The 22,107-nt window shown below is 71.3% G+C and carries 20 protein-coding genes; 19 read left to right on the top strand and 1 reads right to left on the bottom strand.

Annotated features, from left to right (window positions below; all coding sequences use genetic code 11):
• Positions 1–345: 345 nt before the first annotated feature.
• Positions 346–1,839 carry an NAD(P)/FAD-dependent oxidoreductase gene (locus IE98_RS0115465; protein WP_052390547.1) on the top strand — a complete coding sequence of 498 codons (1,494 nt, stop codon included), beginning with the start codon at positions 346–348 and terminating at the stop codon, positions 1,837–1,839.
• Positions 1,840–2,155: 316 nt separating this feature from the next.
• The gene (locus tag IE98_RS0115470) at positions 2,156–3,397 is read left to right on the top strand and encodes a cation:proton antiporter (RefSeq protein WP_030269235.1); all 1,242 of its coding nucleotides are present in this window, start codon (positions 2,156–2,158) and stop codon (positions 3,395–3,397) included.
• A gap of 76 nt (positions 3,398–3,473) precedes the next feature.
• On the opposite strand, the gene IE98_RS0115475 is transcribed toward IE98_RS0115470, so the two are convergent.
• Positions 3,474–4,211 carry a TetR/AcrR family transcriptional regulator gene (locus tag IE98_RS0115475; RefSeq protein ID WP_030269237.1) on the bottom strand — a complete coding sequence of 246 codons (738 nt, stop codon included), beginning with the start codon at positions 4,209–4,211 and terminating at the stop codon, positions 3,474–3,476.
• Between the two features lie 156 nt (positions 4,212–4,367).
• Between IE98_RS0115475 and IE98_RS0115480 the strand changes: the two genes are divergently transcribed.
• The 17 genes from IE98_RS0115480 to IE98_RS0115560 all read left to right on the top strand — a co-directional run bounded on the left by IE98_RS0115480 (position 4,368) and on the right by IE98_RS0115560 (position 22,095).
• On the top strand, positions 4,368–5,951 hold the full coding sequence (locus tag IE98_RS0115480; protein ID WP_052390548.1) for a DHA2 family efflux MFS transporter permease subunit: 1,584 nt from the start codon (positions 4,368–4,370) through the stop codon (positions 5,949–5,951).
• Between the two features lie 137 nt (positions 5,952–6,088).
• Positions 6,089–7,558 carry an acyltransferase gene (locus IE98_RS42480; RefSeq protein ID WP_159400922.1) on the top strand — a complete coding sequence of 490 codons (1,470 nt, stop codon included), beginning with the start codon at positions 6,089–6,091 and terminating at the stop codon, positions 7,556–7,558.
• Positions 7,559–7,698: 140 nt separating this feature from the next.
• Positions 7,699–7,947 carry an acyl carrier protein gene (locus IE98_RS0115490; protein WP_030269241.1) on the top strand — a complete coding sequence of 83 codons (249 nt, stop codon included), beginning with the start codon at positions 7,699–7,701 and terminating at the stop codon, positions 7,945–7,947.
• Positions 7,944–9,023, top strand: coding sequence for a beta-ketoacyl synthase N-terminal-like domain-containing protein (locus IE98_RS0115495; RefSeq protein ID WP_030269243.1), 1,080 nt, complete (start codon positions 7,944–7,946; stop codon positions 9,021–9,023). Before IE98_RS0115490 ends, IE98_RS0115495 begins: the two co-directional genes overlap by 4 nt.
• Before the next feature lie 106 nt (positions 9,024–9,129).
• A complete protein-coding gene (locus IE98_RS0115500; RefSeq protein WP_052390549.1) occupies positions 9,130–10,380 on the top strand; it encodes a beta-ketoacyl-[acyl-carrier-protein] synthase family protein in 1,251 nt (416 codons plus the stop codon).
• A 47-nt stretch (positions 10,381–10,427) separates the two neighbouring features.
• Positions 10,428–11,471: an aldo/keto reductase gene (locus IE98_RS0115505; RefSeq protein WP_030269246.1), complete on the top strand. Its 1,044-nt coding sequence runs from the start codon at positions 10,428–10,430 to the stop codon at positions 11,469–11,471.
• Positions 11,472–11,528: 57 nt separating this feature from the next.
• Positions 11,529–12,689: a nucleotide disphospho-sugar-binding domain-containing protein gene (locus IE98_RS0115510; RefSeq protein WP_030269248.1), complete on the top strand. Its 1,161-nt coding sequence runs from the start codon at positions 11,529–11,531 to the stop codon at positions 12,687–12,689.
• Between the two features lie 9 nt (positions 12,690–12,698).
• A complete protein-coding gene (locus IE98_RS0115515; protein ID WP_030269249.1) occupies positions 12,699–13,457 on the top strand; it encodes an NAD-dependent epimerase/dehydratase family protein in 759 nt (252 codons plus the stop codon).
• Positions 13,454–14,428 (top strand): Gfo/Idh/MocA family protein, encoded by a 975-nt coding sequence (locus IE98_RS0115520; protein WP_043174235.1) that lies wholly within the window; start codon positions 13,454–13,456, stop codon positions 14,426–14,428. Before IE98_RS0115515 ends, IE98_RS0115520 begins: the two co-directional genes overlap by 4 nt.
• Positions 14,425–15,378 (top strand): 3-oxoacyl-[acyl-carrier-protein] synthase III C-terminal domain-containing protein, encoded by a 954-nt coding sequence (locus tag IE98_RS0115525; RefSeq protein WP_030269251.1) that lies wholly within the window; start codon positions 14,425–14,427, stop codon positions 15,376–15,378. Before IE98_RS0115520 ends, IE98_RS0115525 begins: the two co-directional genes overlap by 4 nt.
• The gene (locus IE98_RS0115530; RefSeq protein ID WP_159400923.1) at positions 15,375–16,181 is read left to right on the top strand and encodes a hypothetical protein; all 807 of its coding nucleotides are present in this window, start codon (positions 15,375–15,377) and stop codon (positions 16,179–16,181) included. Before IE98_RS0115525 ends, IE98_RS0115530 begins: the two co-directional genes overlap by 4 nt.
• A gap of 13 nt (positions 16,182–16,194) precedes the next feature.
• Positions 16,195–16,659 carry a hypothetical protein gene (locus IE98_RS0115535; protein WP_030269253.1) on the top strand — a complete coding sequence of 155 codons (465 nt, stop codon included), beginning with the start codon at positions 16,195–16,197 and terminating at the stop codon, positions 16,657–16,659.
• Between the two features lie 12 nt (positions 16,660–16,671).
• Positions 16,672–17,508, top strand: a complete 837-nt coding sequence (locus tag IE98_RS0115540; protein ID WP_030269255.1) for an NAD(P)H-binding protein — start codon at positions 16,672–16,674, stop codon at positions 17,506–17,508.
• Between the two features lie 259 nt (positions 17,509–17,767).
• Positions 17,768–19,243 carry an FAD-dependent monooxygenase gene (locus IE98_RS0115545; RefSeq protein WP_030269258.1) on the top strand — a complete coding sequence of 492 codons (1,476 nt, stop codon included), beginning with the start codon at positions 17,768–17,770 and terminating at the stop codon, positions 19,241–19,243.
• Between the two features lie 49 nt (positions 19,244–19,292).
• A complete protein-coding gene (locus IE98_RS0115550; protein ID WP_030269260.1) occupies positions 19,293–19,619 on the top strand; it encodes a TcmI family type II polyketide cyclase in 327 nt (108 codons plus the stop codon).
• Positions 19,616–20,884, top strand: coding sequence for a beta-ketoacyl-[acyl-carrier-protein] synthase family protein (locus IE98_RS0115555; RefSeq protein ID WP_030269262.1), 1,269 nt, complete (start codon positions 19,616–19,618; stop codon positions 20,882–20,884). Before IE98_RS0115550 ends, IE98_RS0115555 begins: the two co-directional genes overlap by 4 nt.
• The gene (locus IE98_RS0115560; RefSeq protein WP_030269265.1) at positions 20,881–22,095 is read left to right on the top strand and encodes a ketosynthase chain-length factor; all 1,215 of its coding nucleotides are present in this window, start codon (positions 20,881–20,883) and stop codon (positions 22,093–22,095) included. Before IE98_RS0115555 ends, IE98_RS0115560 begins: the two co-directional genes overlap by 4 nt.
• The last annotated feature ends 12 nt before the right edge of the window (positions 22,096–22,107 follow it).

The raw sequence follows: 22,107 nt of genomic DNA on the forward strand, positions 1-22,107 counted from the left end.
GCCTGCGCATTCGCACGTCCGGAGCGAGCACATTTTCTGCCGACACAATCGGGCGGCCGACCGCCCGGAGTTAGCGTTCGCGCGCCGCGACCTAGTGAAAACGTAGAATTCCGCGGCTTGAACTTCACCGGAGTTCCGAAGAGGCTGTTGGACGACATCCGGTGAAGTGGTCGTGAACGGAACGAGGAACACCGCGACAGCCGGGCACGGCGGCGGCGCAGCCCGGTGTTCGGCTGATCGGCCACCCCGCGCCCGGCATGCGGGAGCGGCGCGAACTCGACTCGAACGCCGCTCGGCCGGCGCCGTCACACCAGCACGCCACTTGGATTGACGAAAGGTGAGTTCGTGACTCAGGTAATCGTGGTCGGCGGCGGTCCGGCTGGTTCGACCGCTGCCGGACTGCTGGCCAGGGCAGGGATATCGGTCACCCTGCTGGAGCGCGCCACATTCCCGCGCTATCACATCGGGGAGTCCTTCTCGACCTCCTGCCGCGTGGTTCTCGACTATCTCGGGGCACTCGAAAAGGTCGACGCACGCGGATATACGTCGAAGACGGGTCTGCTGGTGCGATGGGGGCAGGAGAAGGACTGGGCCATCGACTGGACGGAACAGTTCGGCCCCGACGTGCGGTCCTGGCAGGTCGACCGCGACGACTTCGACACCGTGCTGCTGGAGCACGCGAGCGAGAGCGGCGTCGAGGTCGTGCAGGGCGCGCACGTCCACCGGGTCCTCTTCGACGGCGACCGCGCGACCGGCGTGGAGTGGACGGCGCCCGGCGACACGGTCAAGCAGGTCTCGCGGGCCGACTTCGTCCTCGACGCCTCGGGCCGGGCCGGCCTCATCAGCGCTCAGCACTTCAACAACCGGCGCCCCCACGAGATCTTCCGCAACGTGGCGATCTGGGGGTACTGGGAGGGCGGCGAGCTGCTGGCCGGCAGCCCGTCCGGCGGCATCAACGTCATCTCCTCGGACGACGGCTGGTACTGGGTCATCCCGCTGCGGGACAACCGCTTCAGCGTCGGGTTCGTCGCCCACAAGTCGGTCTTCGTCGAGCGCCGGAAGGAGTTCGGCTCGACGGACGAGATGCTCCTGAAGGTGGTCGACGAGTCGCCCGCCGTCCGGGAGATCCTGGCCAAGGGCACCTTCCGGCCCGGTGCCCGGGTGGAACAGGACTTCTCCTACTCCGCCGACAGCTTCTGCGGCCCCGGCCACTTCCTGCTGGGAGACGCGGCCTGCTTCCTCGACCCGCTGCTCTCCACCGGTGTCCACCTCGGCATGTACAGCGGACTGCTCGCGGCGGCCTCGGTCGTGGCGATCACCGACGGCGAGGTCGGCGAGCGCGAGGCACTCGCCTTCTACGAGTCGCTGTTCCGCAACGCGTACCAGCGCCTCTTCACCCTCGTCGCCGGGTTCTACCAGAAGCACGCCGGCAAGGACCGCTACTTCGCGCTGGCCGAGACCCTGGCCCGGCAGGAGCCGGAGCACTGGCACTCCTCGGCCCAGTCGTTCGGTGAGATCACCGCGGGCCTGACCGACATGCGTGAGGCTGCGGACGCTGCGGGCCGGGGCGGGCGACCGATCCACGAGATCATCGAGAAGGCGGCGGCCGGAGAGCCCACACCGGTGCAGCAGCTGCTCATCGCCGCGGCTCTGGCGCAGGCGCGGGCGCAGGGTGACACCGCGCCCGGCGAGCGCCTCACCGCGGCGCCGGGGGTCATCGACGCCAATGACCTGTACGACGCCGTGAGCGGCCTGCACCTGGTCATGCGGCCGCGGCTGGGGATCCGGTCCGTGACGTCCCTGAAGCACGGCGAGGAAGCTGAGCCGGCGCTCCCGTAGCCGGCCACCGGGCCCTCCCTGGCACCGATCCGCCCGCTGCCCTCCGCCCCCGACCCGGGTGCGGAGGGCAGCGGCGTGGGACCCGGGGCACGGCGGAGCGGCGGCCGCTCGCCGCGGCCTCCTCCACCGGCGTCCTCGGGACGGCGGGGTCCGCGGTGCCGGTCGGCACGCACTCCCACATCCACACGGGCCCCGGCGGTCTTCGAACGCGCCGGCTTCGCGGACGTGTCGCCCGAAGGGCGCACCCGTGCGGTCGTGCGCCCGCCGGTGCGGGGCCCCACCATCCTGACGACCGCTCAAGAGGGGCCAGCAGACCGTGACCAGTTTCCAAGTCCAGTTGGTCTTCATCGACCTGGCACTGATCTTCGTCCTCGCACGAGGACTCGGCCGTCTCGCGGCGCTGCTGCGACAGCCGCCCGTGGTCGGCGAGATCATCGCGGGAATCCTCCTCGGCCCGACGCTCTTCCACGGCGAGCTCGCCGCAACGCTCTTCCCGGCCGACATCCGACCGCTGCTGACCGGTGTGTCGTACGTCGGCGTCGCCCTGTTCATGTTCCTCGTCGGCCTGGAACTGGACGCCGGCGCCCTCCGCGGCACGGGAAGGATCACCGCCGGTGCCGTCGTGGGGTCCACCCTCGTCCCCTTCGCCCTGGGGATCCTGCTGGCGCTCAGCGCACTCCGCTCCCACGAGGGGAAGCACGGCACCGCCTTCGCGGTCTTCATCGGCCTGTCGGTCTCGGTCACCGCGTTCCCCGTCCTGGCCCGCGTCCTGGCCGACCGGAACCTGGCCCGGACGGCGCTCGGCGGCATCGCCCTGTCCACGGCAGCGGTCGTCGACGTACTGGCGTGGGTGGCGCTGGCCGCGGTCCAGGCGGTGGTGAGCGGTGGCAGCCACCACTGGCGCGTTCTGCTCTTCCTCCCCTACCTGCTGGCGATGTTCCTGGTGGTCAGGCCGCTGCTGCGCCGCCTGCCCGGGCCCGTTCCCTTCGTCGCCGCGGTGGCCGGCACCCTGGTCTCGGCCGCGGCCACCGAGGCGATGGGCATGCACTTCATCTTCGGCGCCTTCCTCTTCGGCGCGGTGATCCCCCGCCGCACGCCCGCCTCGCGCGTCGCGCTCCACGAGCGCACCGGCCAGATCACCGCGCTGCTGATGCCCGTCTACTTCGTGGTCGCCGGCCTCCAGGTCGACCTGGGCGGTCTCGACCTCGCCCAGCTCGGAATCCTCGGGCTCATCCTCCTCACCGCCGTCCTGGGCAAGGTCGGCGGAACCTACCTCGGTGTGCGCACCCAGCGCCTGCCGGCGAGGCCCGCCGTCGCCCTCGCCGTCCTGATGAACACCCGGGGTCTCACCGAACTGGTCGTCCTGGGAGTCGGTCTCCAGCTCGGACTGCTCGACCGGGACCTCTACTCCCTGATGGTCGTCATGGCCCTGGTGACCACGGCGGCGACCGGCCCGCTGATCGCCCGCATCCACAGGGGCCTCATGGAGATCCCGCTCCCCGAGGCCCCGGCCGACAGCCGGCGGGTCGAGCCGTCCCCGGTGCGCGGCGGGCGTTGATCACCCGGTCGCATCGGCGGTGCCCCCGCGACCGGCGCGTGGCGTTCTCCGAGGGCCGCCCGCGGGCGACGGCCTGTCAGGCGAGCCGGGCGAGGCTGGCCGCGATGCTGTCCAGCACCCGGGTGAGGCCGTCCCGGAAGCGCGCGTCCGGTTCCATGTGCGGAGCCATGGTCTCGGTGAGTACCCGGGTGAACATCGGGTACTCACCGGTGGCGACCAGCTGCTGCGCGTACGGCCTGCTCTGCCGCATCCACTCCGCCATGTCCGTCTTGGTCCTGCGCGCTTCCTCCAGCCATCCGACCTCGTTGCGCACGAAGCTCTCGACATAGCTGTTGTACAGGCCGATGAGGCTGAGCAGTTCGTCGACCTGCAGGTCGAACCCGGCGAGCGTGCCGAGCACGAACTCCTGCTGGCGCAGTGAGTTGGGCCCCCAGATCGGGTGGCCGTGCGTCCAGGCGGTGGCGAGCCACGGGTGGCGGAGCCAGAGGGCACGCTTCTCGTCGGCCGCCGTCACCAGCGATGCCCGCCAGTCGGGGCCGGGACGCTCCGGCAGCCGGGTCTCGCCGATCACCTCGTCGACCATCAGCTCGACGAGGTCCTCCTTGCTGGGGACGTAGTAGTAGAGGGACATCGCGCCGGCGCCGATCTCGGCCGCGATCCGGCGCATGGAGGCCGCCTCCTGCCCCTCCGAGTCGGCGATCCTGACGGCCGCCCGCACGATCAGGTCGCGGCTGAGCGTCCGCTGCGCCCGTGCGGTCCGCCGGTCCGCCGGCTCCGGACGCATCCAGATGCTCACGGGTTCGTTCTCGTTCATCGCACGCTCCACTCCCGGTCTGTCGTACAGCGTACCAACTGTGCTACGGTCGTTTTCGTACGGCGTACGAAGACGCTCGGACCAAGGATGTGAGGCGTCATGCCAGACGGAGATGTCGTTGCGATCGGGGATCCCCCCGCGGCGCCGGCCAGGCCGATGCCGAAGCACCGCGGTTTCGGCGTGCTGGCCGTGCTGCTCGGCCTGACGCTCTCGATGCTGGACCAGGTCATCGTGGGCACGGCGCTGCCGACGATCGTCGGCGAGCTCGGCGGGCTCAACGAGTTGTCCTGGGTGGTGACGGCCTACCTGGTGGCCAGCGCGGCGGTGATCCCCGTCTGGGGCAAGCTGAGCGACCTCTACGGACGTCGAGGCGCCTTCGTCATCGCGATCCTGGTCTTCCTGGCCGGATCCGTGGGCTCGGGCCTGGCGCAGAGCATGGCCCAGATCATCGCCTTCCGCGCACTGCAGGGTCTGGGCTCGGCCGGCCTGATGGTCGGCACCTTCACGCTCATCGGCCATCTGGCGACCGGTCCGGCCGACCGGATCCGGATGCAGACGATGATCGGCATCGTCATGCCGCTCGCCATGGGAACCGGGCCGATGCTCGGCGGCCTGCTCACCGAACACGTCGGCTGGCGCTGGTCGTTCTTCATCAACGTCCCGCTGTGCCTGATCGCGCTCGCGGCCGGCGCCGTGGGCATTCCGCGCAGCGCTCGCCGCCCGAAGGTCAGGATCGACCTGCTCGGCACCGCCCAACTCACCGGCGGTATCGTCGCGCTGACCCTGCTGCTCAGCTGGGCGGGCACCCGGTACGCGTGGGGCTCGGCCCCGATCATCGGGTTGGGCGTGGCCGCCGTCGTGCTCCTGGCCACGCTTCCGCTGGTCGAGCGCCGGGCCGTGGAGCCGGTCCTGCCGTCCCGTCTCTTCCACACCCGCGACTTCACGCTCGCCCAGGTGCTGGGCCTGCTGGTGGGTGCCGGCCTGCTCGGCGCCCTGGTGTACTTCCCCCAGTACCTGCAGCAGGTACTGGACGTCTCGCCCACCGCCAGCGGACTGCTGATGCTGCCGTTCCTGATCGGCATGATCATCATGGAACTGGTCGTCGCCCGCATGGTCGTCCGGACCGGTCCGCTGAGGCTCTATCCGGTCGTCGGCGCGATCGTTGCGGTGGTCGGCGTCCTGTTGTTGCTGCTGCTCGGCACCGGGACGGGCCTCGTCGCGGCCACTCTGCTGCCCCTGCTGGCCGGGATCGGCATCGGCGTGCTGATGCAGAGTTCGCTGATCATCTCGTTCGCCTGCCAGACGGATCAGCGCGACCTCGGCGCGGCGAGCGGAATGATCAACCTGTTCCGCGCGGTCGGTGGATCGCTGGGCGTCGCCTTGCTCGGCTCGCTCTACACGAACCGGCTGGAGCACGTCCTCACCGGCCGACTCGGGGCGGAGGCCGGCCACGCGCTCGCCGCGGCAAGCGGTCAGAGCACTCCCGCCGACATCCGCGCCCTGCCCGCACAGGTGCGCGAGGCGTTCCGGGCCGCCGTCGTGGCGGGCCTGCACAGCGTGGTCATCGGGATGACGGTGATCGGAGTGCTGGCCCTGGTGACCTCGTTCTTCCTCCGTCGCCGCCTCGTCATGCCCGGCCAGCCCGGCCAGCCCGGCCAATCCGGCCAATCCGGCCGACCCGGCCGACCCGGAGGAAGCCGCGACCCGGGCCGTGCACCCACCGTGCCCGACGCCGGATAGCCGCCGGCGCGTCGAACGCGTGAGCCCGCCGCAGATCACGATCTGCGGCGGGCTCACGCGTTCCTCGCCGATGACGACGCCGCGGGCGCCGGCCGACGGGACGGCGGAGATTTAGCGAAATCTTAGTCAATGATCGCTTGAGTTCCTCCACGCATTCGAAGAGGCTGCTCCGCGGGACACGTCGGGCCCTTCGAAATGTGCCGCCGAATTGCGGCTCAGAGAAATTCCGGAGATCGGGAGAATGCATGGGCACTCGGGCGCGGCTGCGTGAAGCACGGACGATCACACCGGGCAGAGCGCGGGACACCGTCGTACGGTGCGGCTCGACCGACGTGATGTACGTCCAGCGCTACGTGTCGGTTGCCTTCTTCTTCGCGCGGGGCGTGGACGCAGAGCGCCTGGCGGACGGGCTGCGCCGTGCGCTCGACCTCGTGCCGGTCTTCGGGGGCCGGCTCCGCGCCGGCGGCGACGGGCCCGAGATCGTCTGCTCCGACGCGGGAGTGCCCATGACGGTCCTCGACGTCGACGCGTCCCTCGACGACGCCGTCCGGGAGGCGACGGATCCGGAGTGGGGCCTGATCGACCGGGTCGACGTCCTCGGCGAACCCCTGGAGCTGCGCCCGCTCCTGACGGTGCGCGTCTGCCGGTTGGCCGACGGCGCCACGGCCCTGGGGTGCAGCTGGAACCACGCGGTGGGCGACATGGGCAGCTTCATGCAGTTCGTCCGCGTCTGGTCGGCACTCGTCGAAGGGACGACACCGCCGGAGGTGCTCACGGTCGAGGACCGGGAGGGCCATCTGGACGGCGTCCTGCCGCAGGACGACTCCGGGCAGCCGATCTGCCGACCGCCGGGTCGGGACGAGTCGTCCGGGCAGGGACACCGGATGCCCCCCGTACGGGAGGACAACGGAACCGTTCAGATCCACTTCGGCGACGACGAGGTGCGCCGGATGCGGGAGGCGTTCGGCAGCGGGCCCTCGGGGCGCCTCTCGTCGAACGACGTGCTCTGCGCGCACCTGGTGACCGCGTTCCGGGACATGCAGGCGGACCCCGTTCCGTGGAACCTGTCGGTTCCCGTCGACCTCCGTCCCCGCCTCGGCGTGCCGGCCGGGCTCCTCGGCAACCTCGTCCAATCCATGTTCCTCCCGTGTCCGCCGACGGGGACGGCCGAGGTGCTCGCGGCCGGAATCCGGTCCGGTTTGGACGATTTCATGCGGTCGCACCTGTGCATGCGTTCCGATCGCGCCTTCGTCGGACCCGTCGGCCGGTCCCGCCTCCACCGCTGCGCCCCCGTGGTCTTCGACCCGGCGCACCGGACGTTCATCATGACGAACTGGACCCGCTCGGGCGTGTACGACGTCGCATTCGACGGGCAGCATCCGGCCTTCTTCAGCCCGGTGGTCAGCTCCCGGGCCCCGCTGTCGTGGTTCGGCTTCCTCAACCGGGGGTTCGGCGGCACGGGGTTCCTGCTCACCGCAGTGGTCCCGGCCCGGCTCGCCGAACACCTGCGGAGTCCGGAGGGCCGGGCGGTGCTCCACCGCTTCGGCGACCCGGCGGCCGAGCGTCCGGCACCTGCCGTGGTCGCGCCGGACGTCGTCCGGCGATGAGCGGCAGCCGCATTTAGCATTCGCGCGCCGCGGGCTAGTGAAAACATAGAATTCCTCGGCTTGAACTTTGCCGGGGTCCCGAAGAAGCTGTTGGATGACATCCGGCAAAGTGGTTTCAGCAATGCGGACTGGAGGCGGGCATGGCGGTTGTGACGTCAGACGAAAAGCAGCTCATCAAGGGGATCGTCTGCGACATTCTGGAGCTCGAGAGCGACGAGATCACCGATGACAGCCTGTTCGTCGAGGACCACGACGCCGATTCGATGAGGCTCATCGAAATCCTCTCCTCCCTTGAACTGAACCTCAGGGTGACCATCGAGCAGTCGGAACTCTCCCGGATGGTGAGCCTCCAGGGGGTCTACGAGGTCGTCGGGAACATCCCTCGATGAGCACGGTCGATTCGGCGGGTCCCGGCCTCGCCGTCATCGGGTGGGCGGTGACCTCGCCCTACGGCATCGGCCGGTCGGTGTTCTCCGACGGGCTGGCGGCCGGGCGTCCCACGGAGCAGCCGATCGAGCGAGGACAGGGGCTGGCCGGGACGGCGTGCCTGGTTCCGGATTTCGACTCGCGGGCCGTCCTCGGGAAAAAGGGCACCCGGATGATGAACCGGGTGACCGGGATGGCGGTCTCGACCATCGGTGATCTGCTCCGGGACCTGAACGGCCACGAGCTCGATCCGGACACGACCGGACTGGTCGTCGGAACGACGGTCGGGAGTGCGCAGAGCACCATCGACTTCACGCGCGGCTCGCTCACCGGCGAGCGGCCCTTCCACGTCGAACCGGGCCTCATCCCGTACGCGGTGATGAACGGGGCGGCCGGACAGTGCGCCATCTGGCACGGGGTCAAGGGGCCGAACGCCACGCTCGCCGCCGGCCGCTCGGCGGGCCTGCTCGCGCTCAACTACGCCCGCCGCCTCCTGCTCACCGGCCGGGCGGGAACCGTACTGTGCGGTGCTGCCGAGGAGTACTCGGTGGCCCGCGCCTGGATCTCCGAGCGCAGCGCCGGAACCGATGCCCCCGGCGCTGTGCTCGGTGAAGGTTGCGCGATGTTCGCGCTGACCACCGAGCCCACGGACCGGCCGCCGCTCGCCACCCTGCTCGCGGTGAAGGCGATGACCTGCAGTGACGGGGACTGGTACGCAATCGTCCGCCGGTGCACCGAGCAGGCGATGGCGGCGGCCGGCGTGCAGCCCTCCGACGTGTGGACGGCCTGCCCCTCCGGCGCCGTCGGTGCGGCCGGGCAGGCCGAGCGGGCCGTGCTCGGTGATCTCTTCGAGGTCGGTGACCGGCTGGTGTCCGTGACCGAGCTGATCGGAGAGACCCACGCCGCGTCGGGGGCTCTGCAGCTCGCGGCAGTGCTCGGTCTGGCCGGACGGGACCCGGAGTCCGCACGGCGGCTGGCCGTGGTCACCTCGACCGACGAGGGCGGCACCGTGGTGGTCTGCCTGGCGCGGCTGGGCTGAGCCCTTCCTGCGCCGGTGGCCGGGTGCTGCAGCGGTGTCCTGTTGTATCGCGTGGTTCAGATGCCCGAGGCCCGCTCGGGGCAGGCATGGGAGGGTTGGAACGGACATGGGTGATGTGCTTGCCGCGCATGCGCGGCCTGCCCACGACCGGGTGGTGATCACCGGGTTGGGCGTGTTCTCCAGCATCGGCATCGGTGTGGAGGAATTCGCTGCGGGACTGCGGGAGGGCCGCAACGGCGTCTCGCCGATCTCGGTCTTCGACACGGCCGGCTTCGCGCACGCCAACGGCTGCGAGGTGCCCGGCTTCGAGCCGGAACAGTGGCTGGAGCGGTGGTCCGTCGACGAGCTCGGGCGGACCAGCCAGTTCGCGGTCGCGGCGGCCCGGATGGCGGTGCGCGATGCCGGGCTCACGGACGAAGGTCTGCGCGCGCGGCGGGTGCAGATCTCGATCGGCACCACCGACGGCGAGTCGCAGGACCTGGACCACCTGGCCCGGACCTGGGTGGAGTCCGGGCCGCAGGACTGGGATCCGGACGTGACGCGACGGGTCGGAGCCGGACGGCTGTCGGCGGCGGTCGCCTGGGAGCTGGGGCTGTCCGACGCCGAGGCGCTGACCCTGGCGACGGCGTGTTCGGCGGGCAACTACGCGATCGGCATGGGCTTCGACGCGATCCGGGTCGGTGACGCGGACATCGCGCTGTGCGGTGGGGCCGATGCGATGTGCCGGAAGTCCTTCACGGCGTTCTACCGGCTGGGCACCATCGCACCGGACTTCTGTCGACCGTTCGACCGGGACCGCCAGGGAATCCTGACGGGTGAGGGTGCCGGCGTGCTGGTGCTGGAGCGGCTCGACTCCGCCCTCGCCCGGGGGGCGCGGATCTATGCCGAAGTACTGGGCTACGGCCTGAGCTGCGACGCCTACCACCCGGTGCAGCCCGAACAGTCGAGCATCGCGCGCTGCATGCGCTCGGCCCTCTCGGACGCCGGCGTGCGGCCCGAGGAGGTGGACCTCGTCTCCGCGCACGGCACCGGGACGAAGACCAACGACGTGACCGAGTCCCGGGCGATACGCGACGTGTTCTCCGGGATGCCGCCGCGCACGGTCTCGCTGAAGTCCATGCTCGGCCACACCATGGGGGCGGCCAGCGCGCTCGGGGCGATCGCCTGCTCCCTGGCCATCACCCACGGGTTCATCCCGCCGACGATCAACCACCGGGAGACCGATCCCGAGTGCGAGATCGACTGCGTGCCCAACGAGTCCGTCCCCGCCGATCTGCGGGTGGTGCAGAACAACGGCCTGGCCTTCGCGGGCAACAACGCGGTCGTCGTGCTCGGCAGGCATCGGCCCCCGGCATGACGTCCGCCCACGGGCTTCCGGTCGACTGGTAGAGAAGGGCATGCCCGATGAAGTATTTCGTCCTGGGGAAGACCGGACTGAGGGTCTCCGAACTCTGTTTCGGTGCCGGCACCTTCGGCGCCGGCGACTGGGGGGCACCGAAGGAGGTCGCCGGCCGGCTGATCGACCTGTACGCCGAAGCGGGCGGCAACTTCCTGGACACCGCCAACGTGTACGGGGGCGGCCGGTCGGAGACGTACCTCGGTGACCTGCTGGCCGGTCGTCGGCACGAGTTCGTGCTGGCGACCAAGTACAACGCGATGACCCGACCGGGAGACGTGAACTCGGCGGGCAACCACCGGAAGAACCTGGTCGACTCGCTGGAGACGAGCCTGCGCCGGCTGAAGACCGACCACGTGGACCTGCTGTGGCTGCACGCACGTGACGGCTTCACGCCGGTCGAGGAGGTCATGCGGGCGCTGGACGACCAGGTGAGGGCCGGAAAGGTGCTCTACGTCGGCGCCTCGAACTGGCCCGCCTGGGAGATCTCCAGGGCCAACGTGCTGGCCGACCTCCGCGGCTGGTCGGCCTTCGCGGCGCTCCAGATCCGCTACAACCTCCTCGAACGGACCCCGGAGCGGGAGCTCCTTCCGATGGCCCGGAGCTGTGGCGTCAGCGCGCTCGCCTGGGGGCCCCTGGCGGAAGGCCGACTGACCGGCAAGTACCTGCGGGGCGGCACGGGCCGCCTCAGCGCGGAGAACTGGGCGGGAGAGGACCGGCGCGACGACGGGATCGTCCGCGAGGTGGTCGAGATCGCCGCCGAAGGCGGGTGGACGCCCGCCCAGGTCGCTCTCGCCTGGCTGCGCAGTCGTCCGGGAGCGGTGCACCCGATCCTCGGTGCGACCACCGAGGACCAGTTGCGTGACAACCTCGCGTGCCTGGACGTACGGCTGGGCGAGGCGGAACTCGCCCGCCTCGACGAGCTGAGCCGGATCGACCTCGGCGCCCCCCACGAGCAGCTGCGCCTCCCCAAGTTCACGACGTCCTGCTACGGCGATCGGTGGCAGGACATCGCCGATCTGCAGGGCCGGGGACTGGCCGATCTCCGCTGAGGAGCAGAACGCGAAAGCCGTTCCGGAGGGACGCCCTCCACGGGATATGGAGTACTGATGCGAATCCTCTTCGTCGCCGCCGGCAGCCTCGCCACCGCGTTCGCGCTCGCCCCGGTCGCGACGGCCGCGCGCAACGCGGGCCATGCCGTCGTCATGGCCGCCAACGACGACGTGATACCGGCGATCACGGGTGTGGGTCTGCCCGCGGTGTCGGTCTCGTCGCTGCCGATCGGACACTTCGTCCACACGGACAGGTCGGGTCGGCCGGCGGAGATCCCCGCGGTGCCGGAAGAGCAGATCCCCTTCACCGGACGCTGGTTCGGGCGGATGGCCGCCGCGTGGCTGGACCCGCTCGACGAGCTGGCCCGCGTGTGGCGGCCCGACGTCGTCGTGGGCGGCACGATGTCGTACGCCGCCGGCCTCCTCGCGGCCCGGCTCGGCGTCCCGTACGTGCGCCACGCCTGGGACGCGATCGAGGCGACCGCGATGGACCGCGGAGCGGTGGAGGAACTCGGCCCCGAGCTGGCTGAGTTGGGGTTGGGGTGGCTGCCGGAGCCGGAGCTGTTCATCGACGTCTGTCCGCCGGGCCTGCGTCCCCCCGAGTCCCATCCGGCGAAGCGCACCATGGGGATGCGCTGGATCCCGGTCAACGGGCAGCGGCAGCTCGAGCCGTGGATGCTCGCCCGGTCGGACAGGCCGCGACTGTGCCTGACCACCGGCAGCCGCGTGGCGCACGACGTGGACGACCACGACATCCGGCGCCGCTCGTACGACTTCCTGCGCTCCCTGGCGGTCGCCCTCGGGAAGCTGGACGTCGACCTGGTGGTGGCCGCGCCCGACAAGGCCGGTGAGGCCCTGCGGGCGGAGGTGCCGGGCGTGCGGGCCGGATGGGTGCCGCTGGACGTGCTGGCACCGACCTGCGACGTCGTCGTGCACCACGGAGGGGGCACCACGAGCCTGACGGCGATGACCGCCGCCGTGCCGCAGGTCGCCATTCCCCAGGGCGCCGTCCAGAACCTGGGTGCGCAACGGCTCTCCCGGTACGGGGCCGCCGTCACCCTCTTCGGCACCGAGGGGTCACCCGAGGCGATCGTCGGCGCGTGCCAGGAGATCCTCGGCGATCCCTCGTACGCCGACCGCGCCCGCGCGCTCTCCCGGGAGATCGCCGAACTCGCCCCGCCCGCCCGGGCGGTGGACGCCATCGCCGAGTTGGTCTAGGGGGCAGCGATGGAGATCATCGGTCGGGGATTCCTCGCCGGGCACCTCGCACCGCTCGCCCACGAGCACGCCGACGCGGTGGCACTGGCCGCAGGGGTCTCGTGGGCCAGCGGCACCTCCGCCGCCGACTTCGCACGCGAGCGCCGGCTGTTCCGCCGGGTGCTGGACCGCTGCCGGGCGTCGGGCCGGACGCTGGTCTTCTTCTCCACGGCCTCGGCCGGCGTCTACGGCGCCGACCGGCCCGGCCGCGAGGACGACGCGGTCACGGCCCGCAGCGCCTACGGCGAGCACAAGCTCGGCATGGAGCGGGAGTTGCTCGACTCCGGGACGGACTGCCTGGTCCTGCGGCTGGGACATCTCGTCGGCCCCGGCCAGCCCGCCCACCAACTGCTTCCCACCCTGGTGGAGTCCCTCGGCGCCGGGCGGATCGCGATCCAGCGCCGTGCCACCCGTGATGTGATCGACGTCCGGCACGTGGTCACCGTCATCGATCTGCTGCTGCGCCGCGGAGTCCGGCAGGAGACGCTCAACGTCGCCTCGGGCACGGCCGTACCCGTGGAGCGCATCGTCGACCATCTCGAGTTCCGGCTCGGCCTCTCGGCCGCCAGGCGGTACGAGGACACCGGAACGTCGCACCTCGTGTCGGTCGACAAGTTGCACGCGCTGCTGCCCGAGGTCGGCGGATTCGGCTTCGGCCCCGACTACTACCGGACGGTGCTCGACGGCTACCTGTCCGCGACGCGAGGCGGCGGGGAGTCGGCCCCGTGACGCCACCGGTGCGGATCGGGATCATGGGCTGCGCGGACATCGCCAGGCGTCGGATGCTCCCGGCGATGGCGGCGGCGGACGACATGGAGGTCGTCGCGGTCGCCAGCCGCACCGGCCCGACGGCCGAGGAGCTCGCCGGTGCGTACGGCTGCCGCCCGGTCACCGGGTACGACGGGCTGCTGGCGCTTCCCGAGGTGGATGCCGTGTACGTCCCGCTGCCCCTGGCCCTGCACGCCCGATGGGCCGAGGCCGCCCTGCGCGCCGGGAAGCACGTCCTGGTGGAGAAGCCGTTGACCGCGGACCCCCGGGAGACCCGCCGGCTGCTGGACCTGGCCCGCTCGCGAGGACTGGTGCTGATGGAGAACGTGATGTTCGTCCACCATCACCGGCACGACGCCGTCCGGCGCCTGCTGGAGCACGGAGCCATCGGTGAACTGCGGTCCTTCCACGCCGACTTCACCGTCCCTCGGCTGCCGGACGACGACATCCGGTACCGGCCGGAGCTGGGCGGCGGGGCGCTCTGGGACGTCGGGCTCTACCCGGTCCGGGCCGCGATGCACTTCCTCGGCGACGACCTGGAGGTGGTCGGTGCGGCGCTCGGCGCCGGCCCCGGGCGCCGGGTCGACACCTCGGGAGCCGTGCTGCTGCGGCGGCGGGACGGCGTCACGGCGCAGCTGGCCTTCGGGCTCGATCACGCCTATGCCTCCCGCTACCGGTTGTGCGGCAGCACCGGGCAGATCCGGGTGGATCGTGCCTTCGCGCCGCCCGCCGACCACGTTCCGGTGATCCGGGTCGACAGCGGTACCGGCAGCCGGGAGATCCCGCTCGCCCCGGACGATCAGGTGCGCAACAGCCTCGGGGCGTTCACCGCGGCCGTGCGCGAGAGGAAGGCGGACGACGCGGTGGTCCGCAGCTGCATACGCCAGGCCGATCTGCTGGCGCTGGTGAGTGAAGGAGGAACTTGGAAATGATCACTCTGGAAGCAGTCGAATCCTTCTTCCCCGACCGCACGGTCACGGTGGAGGAGCGCGCGGCCGAGCTGGGGCTCAACCCCGCGCAGACGCACATGTTCCGCAGGATCCACGGGCTCGACCGGATGCACTACGACCCCGGTCTGAGCCTGTACGACCTGGTCCTGCCGGCGGCCAGGAGGATCCTGGGGCAGGTCGATCCCCGGTCGGTGCGGTACCTGATCTACTGCCACGCGCTCCACGGCGGGCGCAGCGTGGGGCCGGAGACCGCGCAGGACATCAAGCAGCTCCTGGGGCTGGAGAACGCGACCGCGTTCGCCATGACCCAGCAGAACTGCGCCATTGCGCTCAGCGCGATCGACGTCGCCGGTGCACTGCTCCGGGCCGACGCGGATCCCGAGGCCCGGGCGCTGGTGGTGACGGGCGACAAGCCCCGCCACCGGGCGGCGCAGCTGGTGATGAACACCTGTGTGGTCGGGGACGGCTCCGCTTCCGCCCTGGTGGCCTGGAACGGCTCGGGCACGGCTGTCCGCTCCTTCGTGACGAGGACGAGGGGCGAGTTCTCGGACGGCATGATGAGTTCCCCCGCGCTGATCAGGGCCGAGTCGGAGATGCGGCCGCGTCTCATGGTCGAGGTGATGCGGGAGGCGGCGGACCGGGCGGGCTGCACGCTGGACGACATCCAGGTGGTCATCGCGCCGAATCCGAACACCACCCTGTGGCAGGACACGATCAAGGACGAGGCTCTGCGGAGCAAGTTCTTCTTCGACAACATCCCGCGCTACAGCCATTGCCTCGCCTCGGACGTCCTCATCAACTACGCCACCCTGGGCGAAGAGAAGCGCTTCGAACCGGACCGTCCCGCCATGTTCGTGGCGATCGGGGTCGGCATGACGTTCTCCGCCATGGTCTTCACACCGTCGTCGAACACGGGGGGACCCCGGTCATGACCTTGCGACTTCGTACCGCCGTGTCCGTGCTGACGCCGTCCCTCCCCGTGCCGGCGTCCCGCCCCGCGGCCTCCGACGGCGTGGACGACGCCGTCGTCACGGTCGGCGGGACCCCGGACCGGGGACCCGACGGGCAGCCCGCTCCGGCGGGACACACACGGCTGGTCGACCTGTTGGTCGACCAGGTGCCCGAGACCGGGACGGGGCCGGACCTGGTGATGCTCGCCTACGCGCGGCCGGAGGACAGCGGCTTCAAGACGGTGGCCTCGTACCTGAACCTGCGGACCGGTGGTGACGCGCACAGCTTCGCACTCTGCGGGCAGGACCTCGGCGCCCCCTTCAGCGCGATGCGGGTGGCCGGCGCGTACGAACGGACCGGGCAGAGCAAGCGGTCGCTGCTCGCGATCCTCGACTGCGCACCGGCCGACGAGGTGACGGGGGCGGACGGTCCGTCCAACGATTCCGGGGTCCTGCTGACCTTCGACACCGGCGCCGGACCGGGGACGGTCGACACCGTCGTCTCCGTCGGGTCCGGCGAACTGGCGGCCCGTCTCGCCGAGCTGGTACCGGACGGTGGGCGGCTCCTGGTGGTGCTCGGGCCGGACGGCGATCCGGGCGCCGTCCCGGCGCAGGGTGCGGACCTGCACCGTGCCCCCCGCGAGGGTCGCGGCACGGGCGTGTGGTCGGCGCTGGTGCGGCACTGGTCGGAGTGGGAGGGCGCCTATCCGGTGGTCGTCCTCTGTGACACCGAAACCGCTTCCGGTACGAGCCACTTGCTGGTGCTGCGTGCCGCGGCGGAGTAGCGAAGGAGAGGCCGTGGAGTTCACCGATGCCCAGCTCGCCGAGCAGCCGGTCGGCTACTGGACCGGGGCCGTCCGGACGGCGGTCGTCCACTACATCAACGACAGGCTGGGGGAACTCGGTCTGACGCAGCCGCACTGGTGGGCGATCTACCAGCTGGGCGAGAGCGGCCGGCGGTTGACCCGCGGCGAGCTGCTGACCCTGGTGTCGCAGCAGCGGCCGTACGTGGAGCTCTCCGCCCTGGAGCCGGCCGTCGACGACCTGCTCGGCGACCGGCGGTTCGATGTGGACGAGGCGGGACGGCTGGGCCTCACCGAGGCCGGCACCGCCCTGCGGGACCGGGTGATGGTCCTGCTGCCCGAGGTACGCGCACGGATCCACGACGGCGTCAGCGACGAGGACTACGTCCTCGTCGTCAAGGTGCTGCGGCGCATGCTCGCCAACATCGGCGGCGACACGGGCTTCGACCGAGCGGGATGAGGAGGACGCGGTATGACGATTCTGGTGACCGGAATCCGGGGGAACGTCGGGAGCCTGGTGGCCCGGAAGCTGGTTGCCGCCGGCCTCCCGGTCAGGGGTACGGCGCGTGACCTCGCGGCGCCCGGGCTGCCGGACGGCGTCGAGGTCGTGCACGCCGAACTGACCCGGCCGCAGACGCTCCGGGGCGTCCTGGAGGGCGTCGAGAAGGTGTTCCTCTACACCGTTCCCCAGGGCATCGACGGCTTCGTCGACGCTGCCCGCGCTGCCGGTGTACGGCACGTGGTGCTGCTCTCGTCGATCGCCGTGACCTGGGCGGACCGGGACCGGAACCCGATCGCCCGGATGCACCTCGGTGTCGAGGAGCCGCTCCGGGAGTCGGGGATCGGCTGGACGTTCGTCCGGCCCGAGGCGCTCGCCACCAACGCACTGGCCTGGGCGGCGGAGATCAGGGCTGACGGCGTCGTGCACTGTCCCTTTCCGGGCTCGTACACGGTCCCGGTCCACGAGGAGGACGTCGCCGACGTGGCGGTCACGGCGCTCACCACGGACGGCCACCGGTCCGCCGCGTACTCCCTGACCGGTCCGCAGTCGCTCACCCAGCGGGACCAGGTGGCGCTCCTCGGGGAGGCGCTGGGCCGCGCGATCCGGTGCGAGAGGATCCCGGTGGAGGTGGCCCGGGCCGCGATGGAGGGCGTCTACCCGGCCGACGTGGTGGAGACCGTCCTCACCGCCCAGGCGATGGCCGACGGTCGGCCGGCCGCGGTGCTGGACACGGTCGAGGCCGTGACCGGCCGCCCCGCGCGGACCTTCGCGACCTGGGCGGCCGATCACGCCGCCGACTTCCGCTGACGGCCGGCCGCCGCGAATTTAGTGCGGACTGACGGCGACCTAGCGAAAGCTTAGAGAGTTCTCGCTTGTACTTGTCCGCGCCCCCGAAGAAGCTTTTCATCAGCGTCCGGTGACGTGATTCCAGAGGCGCCCCGAATTCCGGTGCCCGGTGCGGGCCGACCGCCCGCGATGTCGTCCTTGAATCCCCCGTTCATGGCGATTCCGCATGCCCGCTGCCACTTGGGGACCCCGCTTGCTCGTACGACGGAAGGACATGGGAATGGACGCGCAGGTCGTAGTCGTGGGCGCAGGCCCCGCGGGGCTCATGCTCGCCGGTGAACTGCGGCTCGCGGGAGTCGAGGTCGTCGTTCTCGAACGCCTGGCGGAACCCACCGGAGAGTCTCGCGGTCTCGGCTTCACGGCACGCACCCTGGAGGTGTTCGACCAGCGCGGACTCCTCTCCGGGCTGGGCGACATCGAGATCACCGACCTGGGCCACTTCGGCGGACTCCCCGTGGACTTCAGCATTCTCGGGCCGGCGCATTCCGGCGGCGTCAAGGGTGTTCCCCAGGCCGTCACCGAGACCATGCTCGAGAAGTGGGTGGTCGAACTCGGGGCGGACATCCGCCGCGGCCACGAGCTGCTCTCCTTCACCGACGAGGGCGAGCACGTCGAGGTCGAGGTCGGCACGCCGGACGGTCCCCGACGGCTGCGCGCGGCCTATCTCGTGGGCTGCGACGGCGGGCGGAGCACCGTGCGCAAGGCCGCGGGATTCGACTTCCCCGGTACCGACTCCACGATGGAGATGTACCTGGCGGACGTGCGGGACTGCGACATCGCCCCGCGCATGATCGGTGAGACCGTGCCCGGCGGAATGGTCATGGCCGGCCCGCTGGGGAACGGCGTGCACCGGATCATCGTGTGCGAGCGCGGGACCCCTCCGCGCCGCCGGGTCCAGCCGCCCTCCTGGGAGGAGGTCTCCTCGGCCTGGCAGCGGCTGACCGGGCAGGACATCAGCGGCGGCACCCCGGTCTGGCTCAGTGCGTTCGGGAACCCCGCCCGGCTGGTCACGCAGTACCGCCGCGGACGCGTGCTGCTCGCCGGTGACGCCGCCCACATCCACCTGCCCGCCGGCGGCCAGGGCATGAACACCAGCATCCAGGACGCCGTCAACCTCGGCTGGAAGCTCGCGGCGACGGTGAACGGAACCGCCCCCGAGGGGCTCCTGGACACCTACCACGCGGAGCGGCACCCGGTCGGACGCCGGCTGCTGATGAACACCCAGGCACAGGGTCTGCTGTTCCTCAGCGGGGCGGAGATGCAGCCGCTGCGGGACGTGATGAGCGAGCTGCTCACCTTCGACGACGTCGGTCGCCACCTGGCCGGCATGGTCAGCGGACTGTCGATCAGGTACGACGTCGGCGCCGGGGAGCACCCGCTGCTGGGTCTCCGGATCCCCCACGTGGAACTGGTCGGCGAGTCGGGCAGGACCAGCACGACCGAGCTGCTCCACCCGGCACGGGGCGTCCTGCTGGACCTCGCCGACGACGCCGCCCTGCGGGCCGAGGCCGCACCGTGGTCTGACCGGGTGGACGTCGTCACGGCGGTCGTGCAAGGGCCGGCGGACCGGAACCCGCTCACGTCGACCGCTGCGATCCTCGTCCGCCCCGACGGCCATGTCGCATGGACCGCGCCCGGACCCGTTCCGCCGGCCGAGGCACTGGCCCGGTCCTTCGGCGCTCCACGTTCGCGTTGACGAGCCCAGCCCCGACGACGCATCGGGGCACAGCCAAGGAGACAACACCATGCACAGCACCCTGATCGTGGCTCGGATGAACCCCGGTGACGACAACGACGTCGCCCGGCTCTTCTCGGAGTTCGACACCACCGACATGCCCCACCTGATGGGCACCCGCCGCCGCCAGCTGTTCTCGTACCGGGGCCTGTACTTCCACCTGCAGGACTTCGACACCGACGCCGGCGGCGAGGCGATCGAGGCCGCCAAGGGGCACCCGTCGTTCGTGCAGATCAGCGCCGACCTCAAGCCCTTCATCCAGGCCTACGACCCCGACACCTGGCGTTCCCCGGCGGATGCCATGGCACGGCGCTTCTACCACTGGAGCGCGCGGTGAGGCGACGGGTCGTCATCACCGGCATCGGTGTCATGGCACCGGGAGGCACGGGCGTCAAGAACTTCTGGAGCCTGCTGAGCGAGGGCCGGACCGCCACCCGGGGGATCACCTTCTTCGACCCCGCGCCGTTCCGTTCCCGGGTCGCCGCGGAGATCGACTTCCATCCGGAGGAACACGGACTGACGCCACAGGAGATCCGCCGGATGGACCGGGCCGCGCAGCTCGCGGTGGTCGCCACCCGGGAGGCGCTGGCCGGCAGCGGCCTCGACCCGGCCGCCACGGACCCCTGTCGGACCGGCGTCACCATCGGCAGCGCCGTCGGCGCGACCACGGGGCTCGACCAGGAGTACCGGGTCGTCAGCGACGACGGCCGGTTGGAGCTGGTCGACCACCGCTACGCGGTGCCGCACCTCTACGGCCACTTCGTCCCCAGCTCCTTCGCCACCGAGGTCGCGTGGGCAGCCGGGGCGGAGGGGCCCAGCACGGTGGTCTCCACCGGCTGCACGTCCGGGCTCGACGCCATCGGCCACGCCGTGGAACTGATCCGCGAGAACAGTGCCGACGTGATGATCGCCGGCGCGACGGACGCGCCCATCTCCCCGATCACGATGGCCTGCTTCGACGCGATCAAGGCCACCACGCCGTACAACGACGATCCCGGGCGGGCGTCCAGGCCCTTCGACCGGACCCGCAACGGCTTCGTCCTCGGCGAGGGCGCCGCGGTTCTCGTCCTGGAGGAACTCGGCCGGGCACAGCGGCGCGGGGCGCACATCTACGCGGAGATCGGCGGATACGCCTCCCGGTGCAACGCCTTCCACATGACGGGGCTGCGTCCCGACGGACGGGAGATGGCCGAGGCGATCAGGGCCACCCTGGACGAGGCCCGGTTGAACCCCACGGACATCGACTACGTCAATGCCCACGGCTCCGGCACCAAGCAGAACGACCGCCACGAGTCCGCGGCCTTCAAACGCAGCCTCGGTGAGCACGCCTACCGCGCTCCGGTCAGTTCGATCAAGTCGATGATCGGGCACTCGCTCGGTGCCATCGGATCCCTCGAGATCGCGGCCTGCGCACTGGCCATGGCGGAGAACGTGATCCCCCCCACGGCCAACCTGCACAACCCCGACCCCGAGTGCGATCTCGACTACGTGCCGATTTCCGCCCGGGAGGCACGACTCGACCACGTGCTCAGCGTCGGCAGCGGCTTCGGAGGCTTCCAGAGCGCCATGGTGCTCACCCGTCCCGAGAGGAACACGGCATGACCGCGTCCGTCGTCGTCACCGGACTCGGCATCGCCGCCCCCAACGGGCTCGGTGCGGCGGACTACTGGGCCGCCACCCGGGCCGGCCGCAGCGGCATCGGCCGGGTGACCCGGTTCGACCCGACGCAGTATCCCGCCCGCCTGGCGGGCGAGGTGCCGGGATTCGTCGCGGCCGACCACCTGCCGGGTCGGCTGCTCCCCCAGACCGATCACATGACCCGGCTCGCCCTGGTGAGCGCCGACTGGGCCCTCCTGGACGCCGGAATCCGGCCGGAGGACCTCCCGGAGTTCGCCGCGGGAGTGGTCACCGCGAGTTCGGCGGGTGGTTTCGAGTTCGGCCAGAACGAGCTGCGGGCGCTGTGGAGCAAGGGCAGCCAGTACGTCAGCGCGTACCAGTCCTTCGCATGGTTCTACGCCGTCAACACCGGTCAGATCTCGATCCGGCACGGGCTGCGCGGCCCCAGCGGGGTCCTGGTCAGCGACCAGGCCGGCGGCCTGGACGCGATCGCGCAGGCCCGGCGCCAGATCCGGCGCGGCAGCCAGGTGATCGTGTCCGGCGGCGTCGACGCCTCCGTCTGCCCCTGGGGCTGGGTGGCCCAGTTGACCAGCGGGCGGTTGAGCACCGACGACGACCCGGCCACGGCCTACCGGCCGTTCGACGCCGGGGCGAGCGGCCACGTGGCGGGCGAGGGCGGCGCGCTGCTCGTCGTGGAGGACGAACGGGCGGCCCGCGCGCGCGGCGCCCGGGTGTACGGCCGGATCGCCGGCTACGGCTCCACGTTCGATCCCCGGCCCGGAACCGGCCGCGAGCCGGGGCTGCGCCGCGCGATCGAGATCGCCCTCCAGGACGCCGACCTGACACCCGGCGACATCGACGTGGTCCTCGCGGATGCCGCCGCGGTTCCCGAACTCGACCTCGTCGAGGCCCGGGCCCTCACCGAGGTCTTCGGCCCGCGGGGCGTACCGGTCACCGCACCGAAGTCGATGACCGGCCGACTGAACTCGGGGGCCGGCCCGCTGGACGTGGCAACCGCGCTGCTGGCCATCCGGGACGGGGTGATTCCGCCGACCGTCAACGTCCTGCCCCGCGTCGACTACGGCCTCGACCTGGTCACCGGCGAGGAGCGGGTGGCACCGCTGCGTGCGGCGCTGGTCCTGGCACGCGGGTTCGGCGGCTTCAACTCGGCGGTGGTGGTGACGGACGCGCGCTGACGGCCCCGGCCC

The organism is Streptomyces sp. NRRL B-24484 (assembly GCF_000717715.1).
Classification (GTDB): domain Bacteria; phylum Actinomycetota; class Actinomycetes; order Streptomycetales; family Streptomycetaceae; genus Kitasatospora.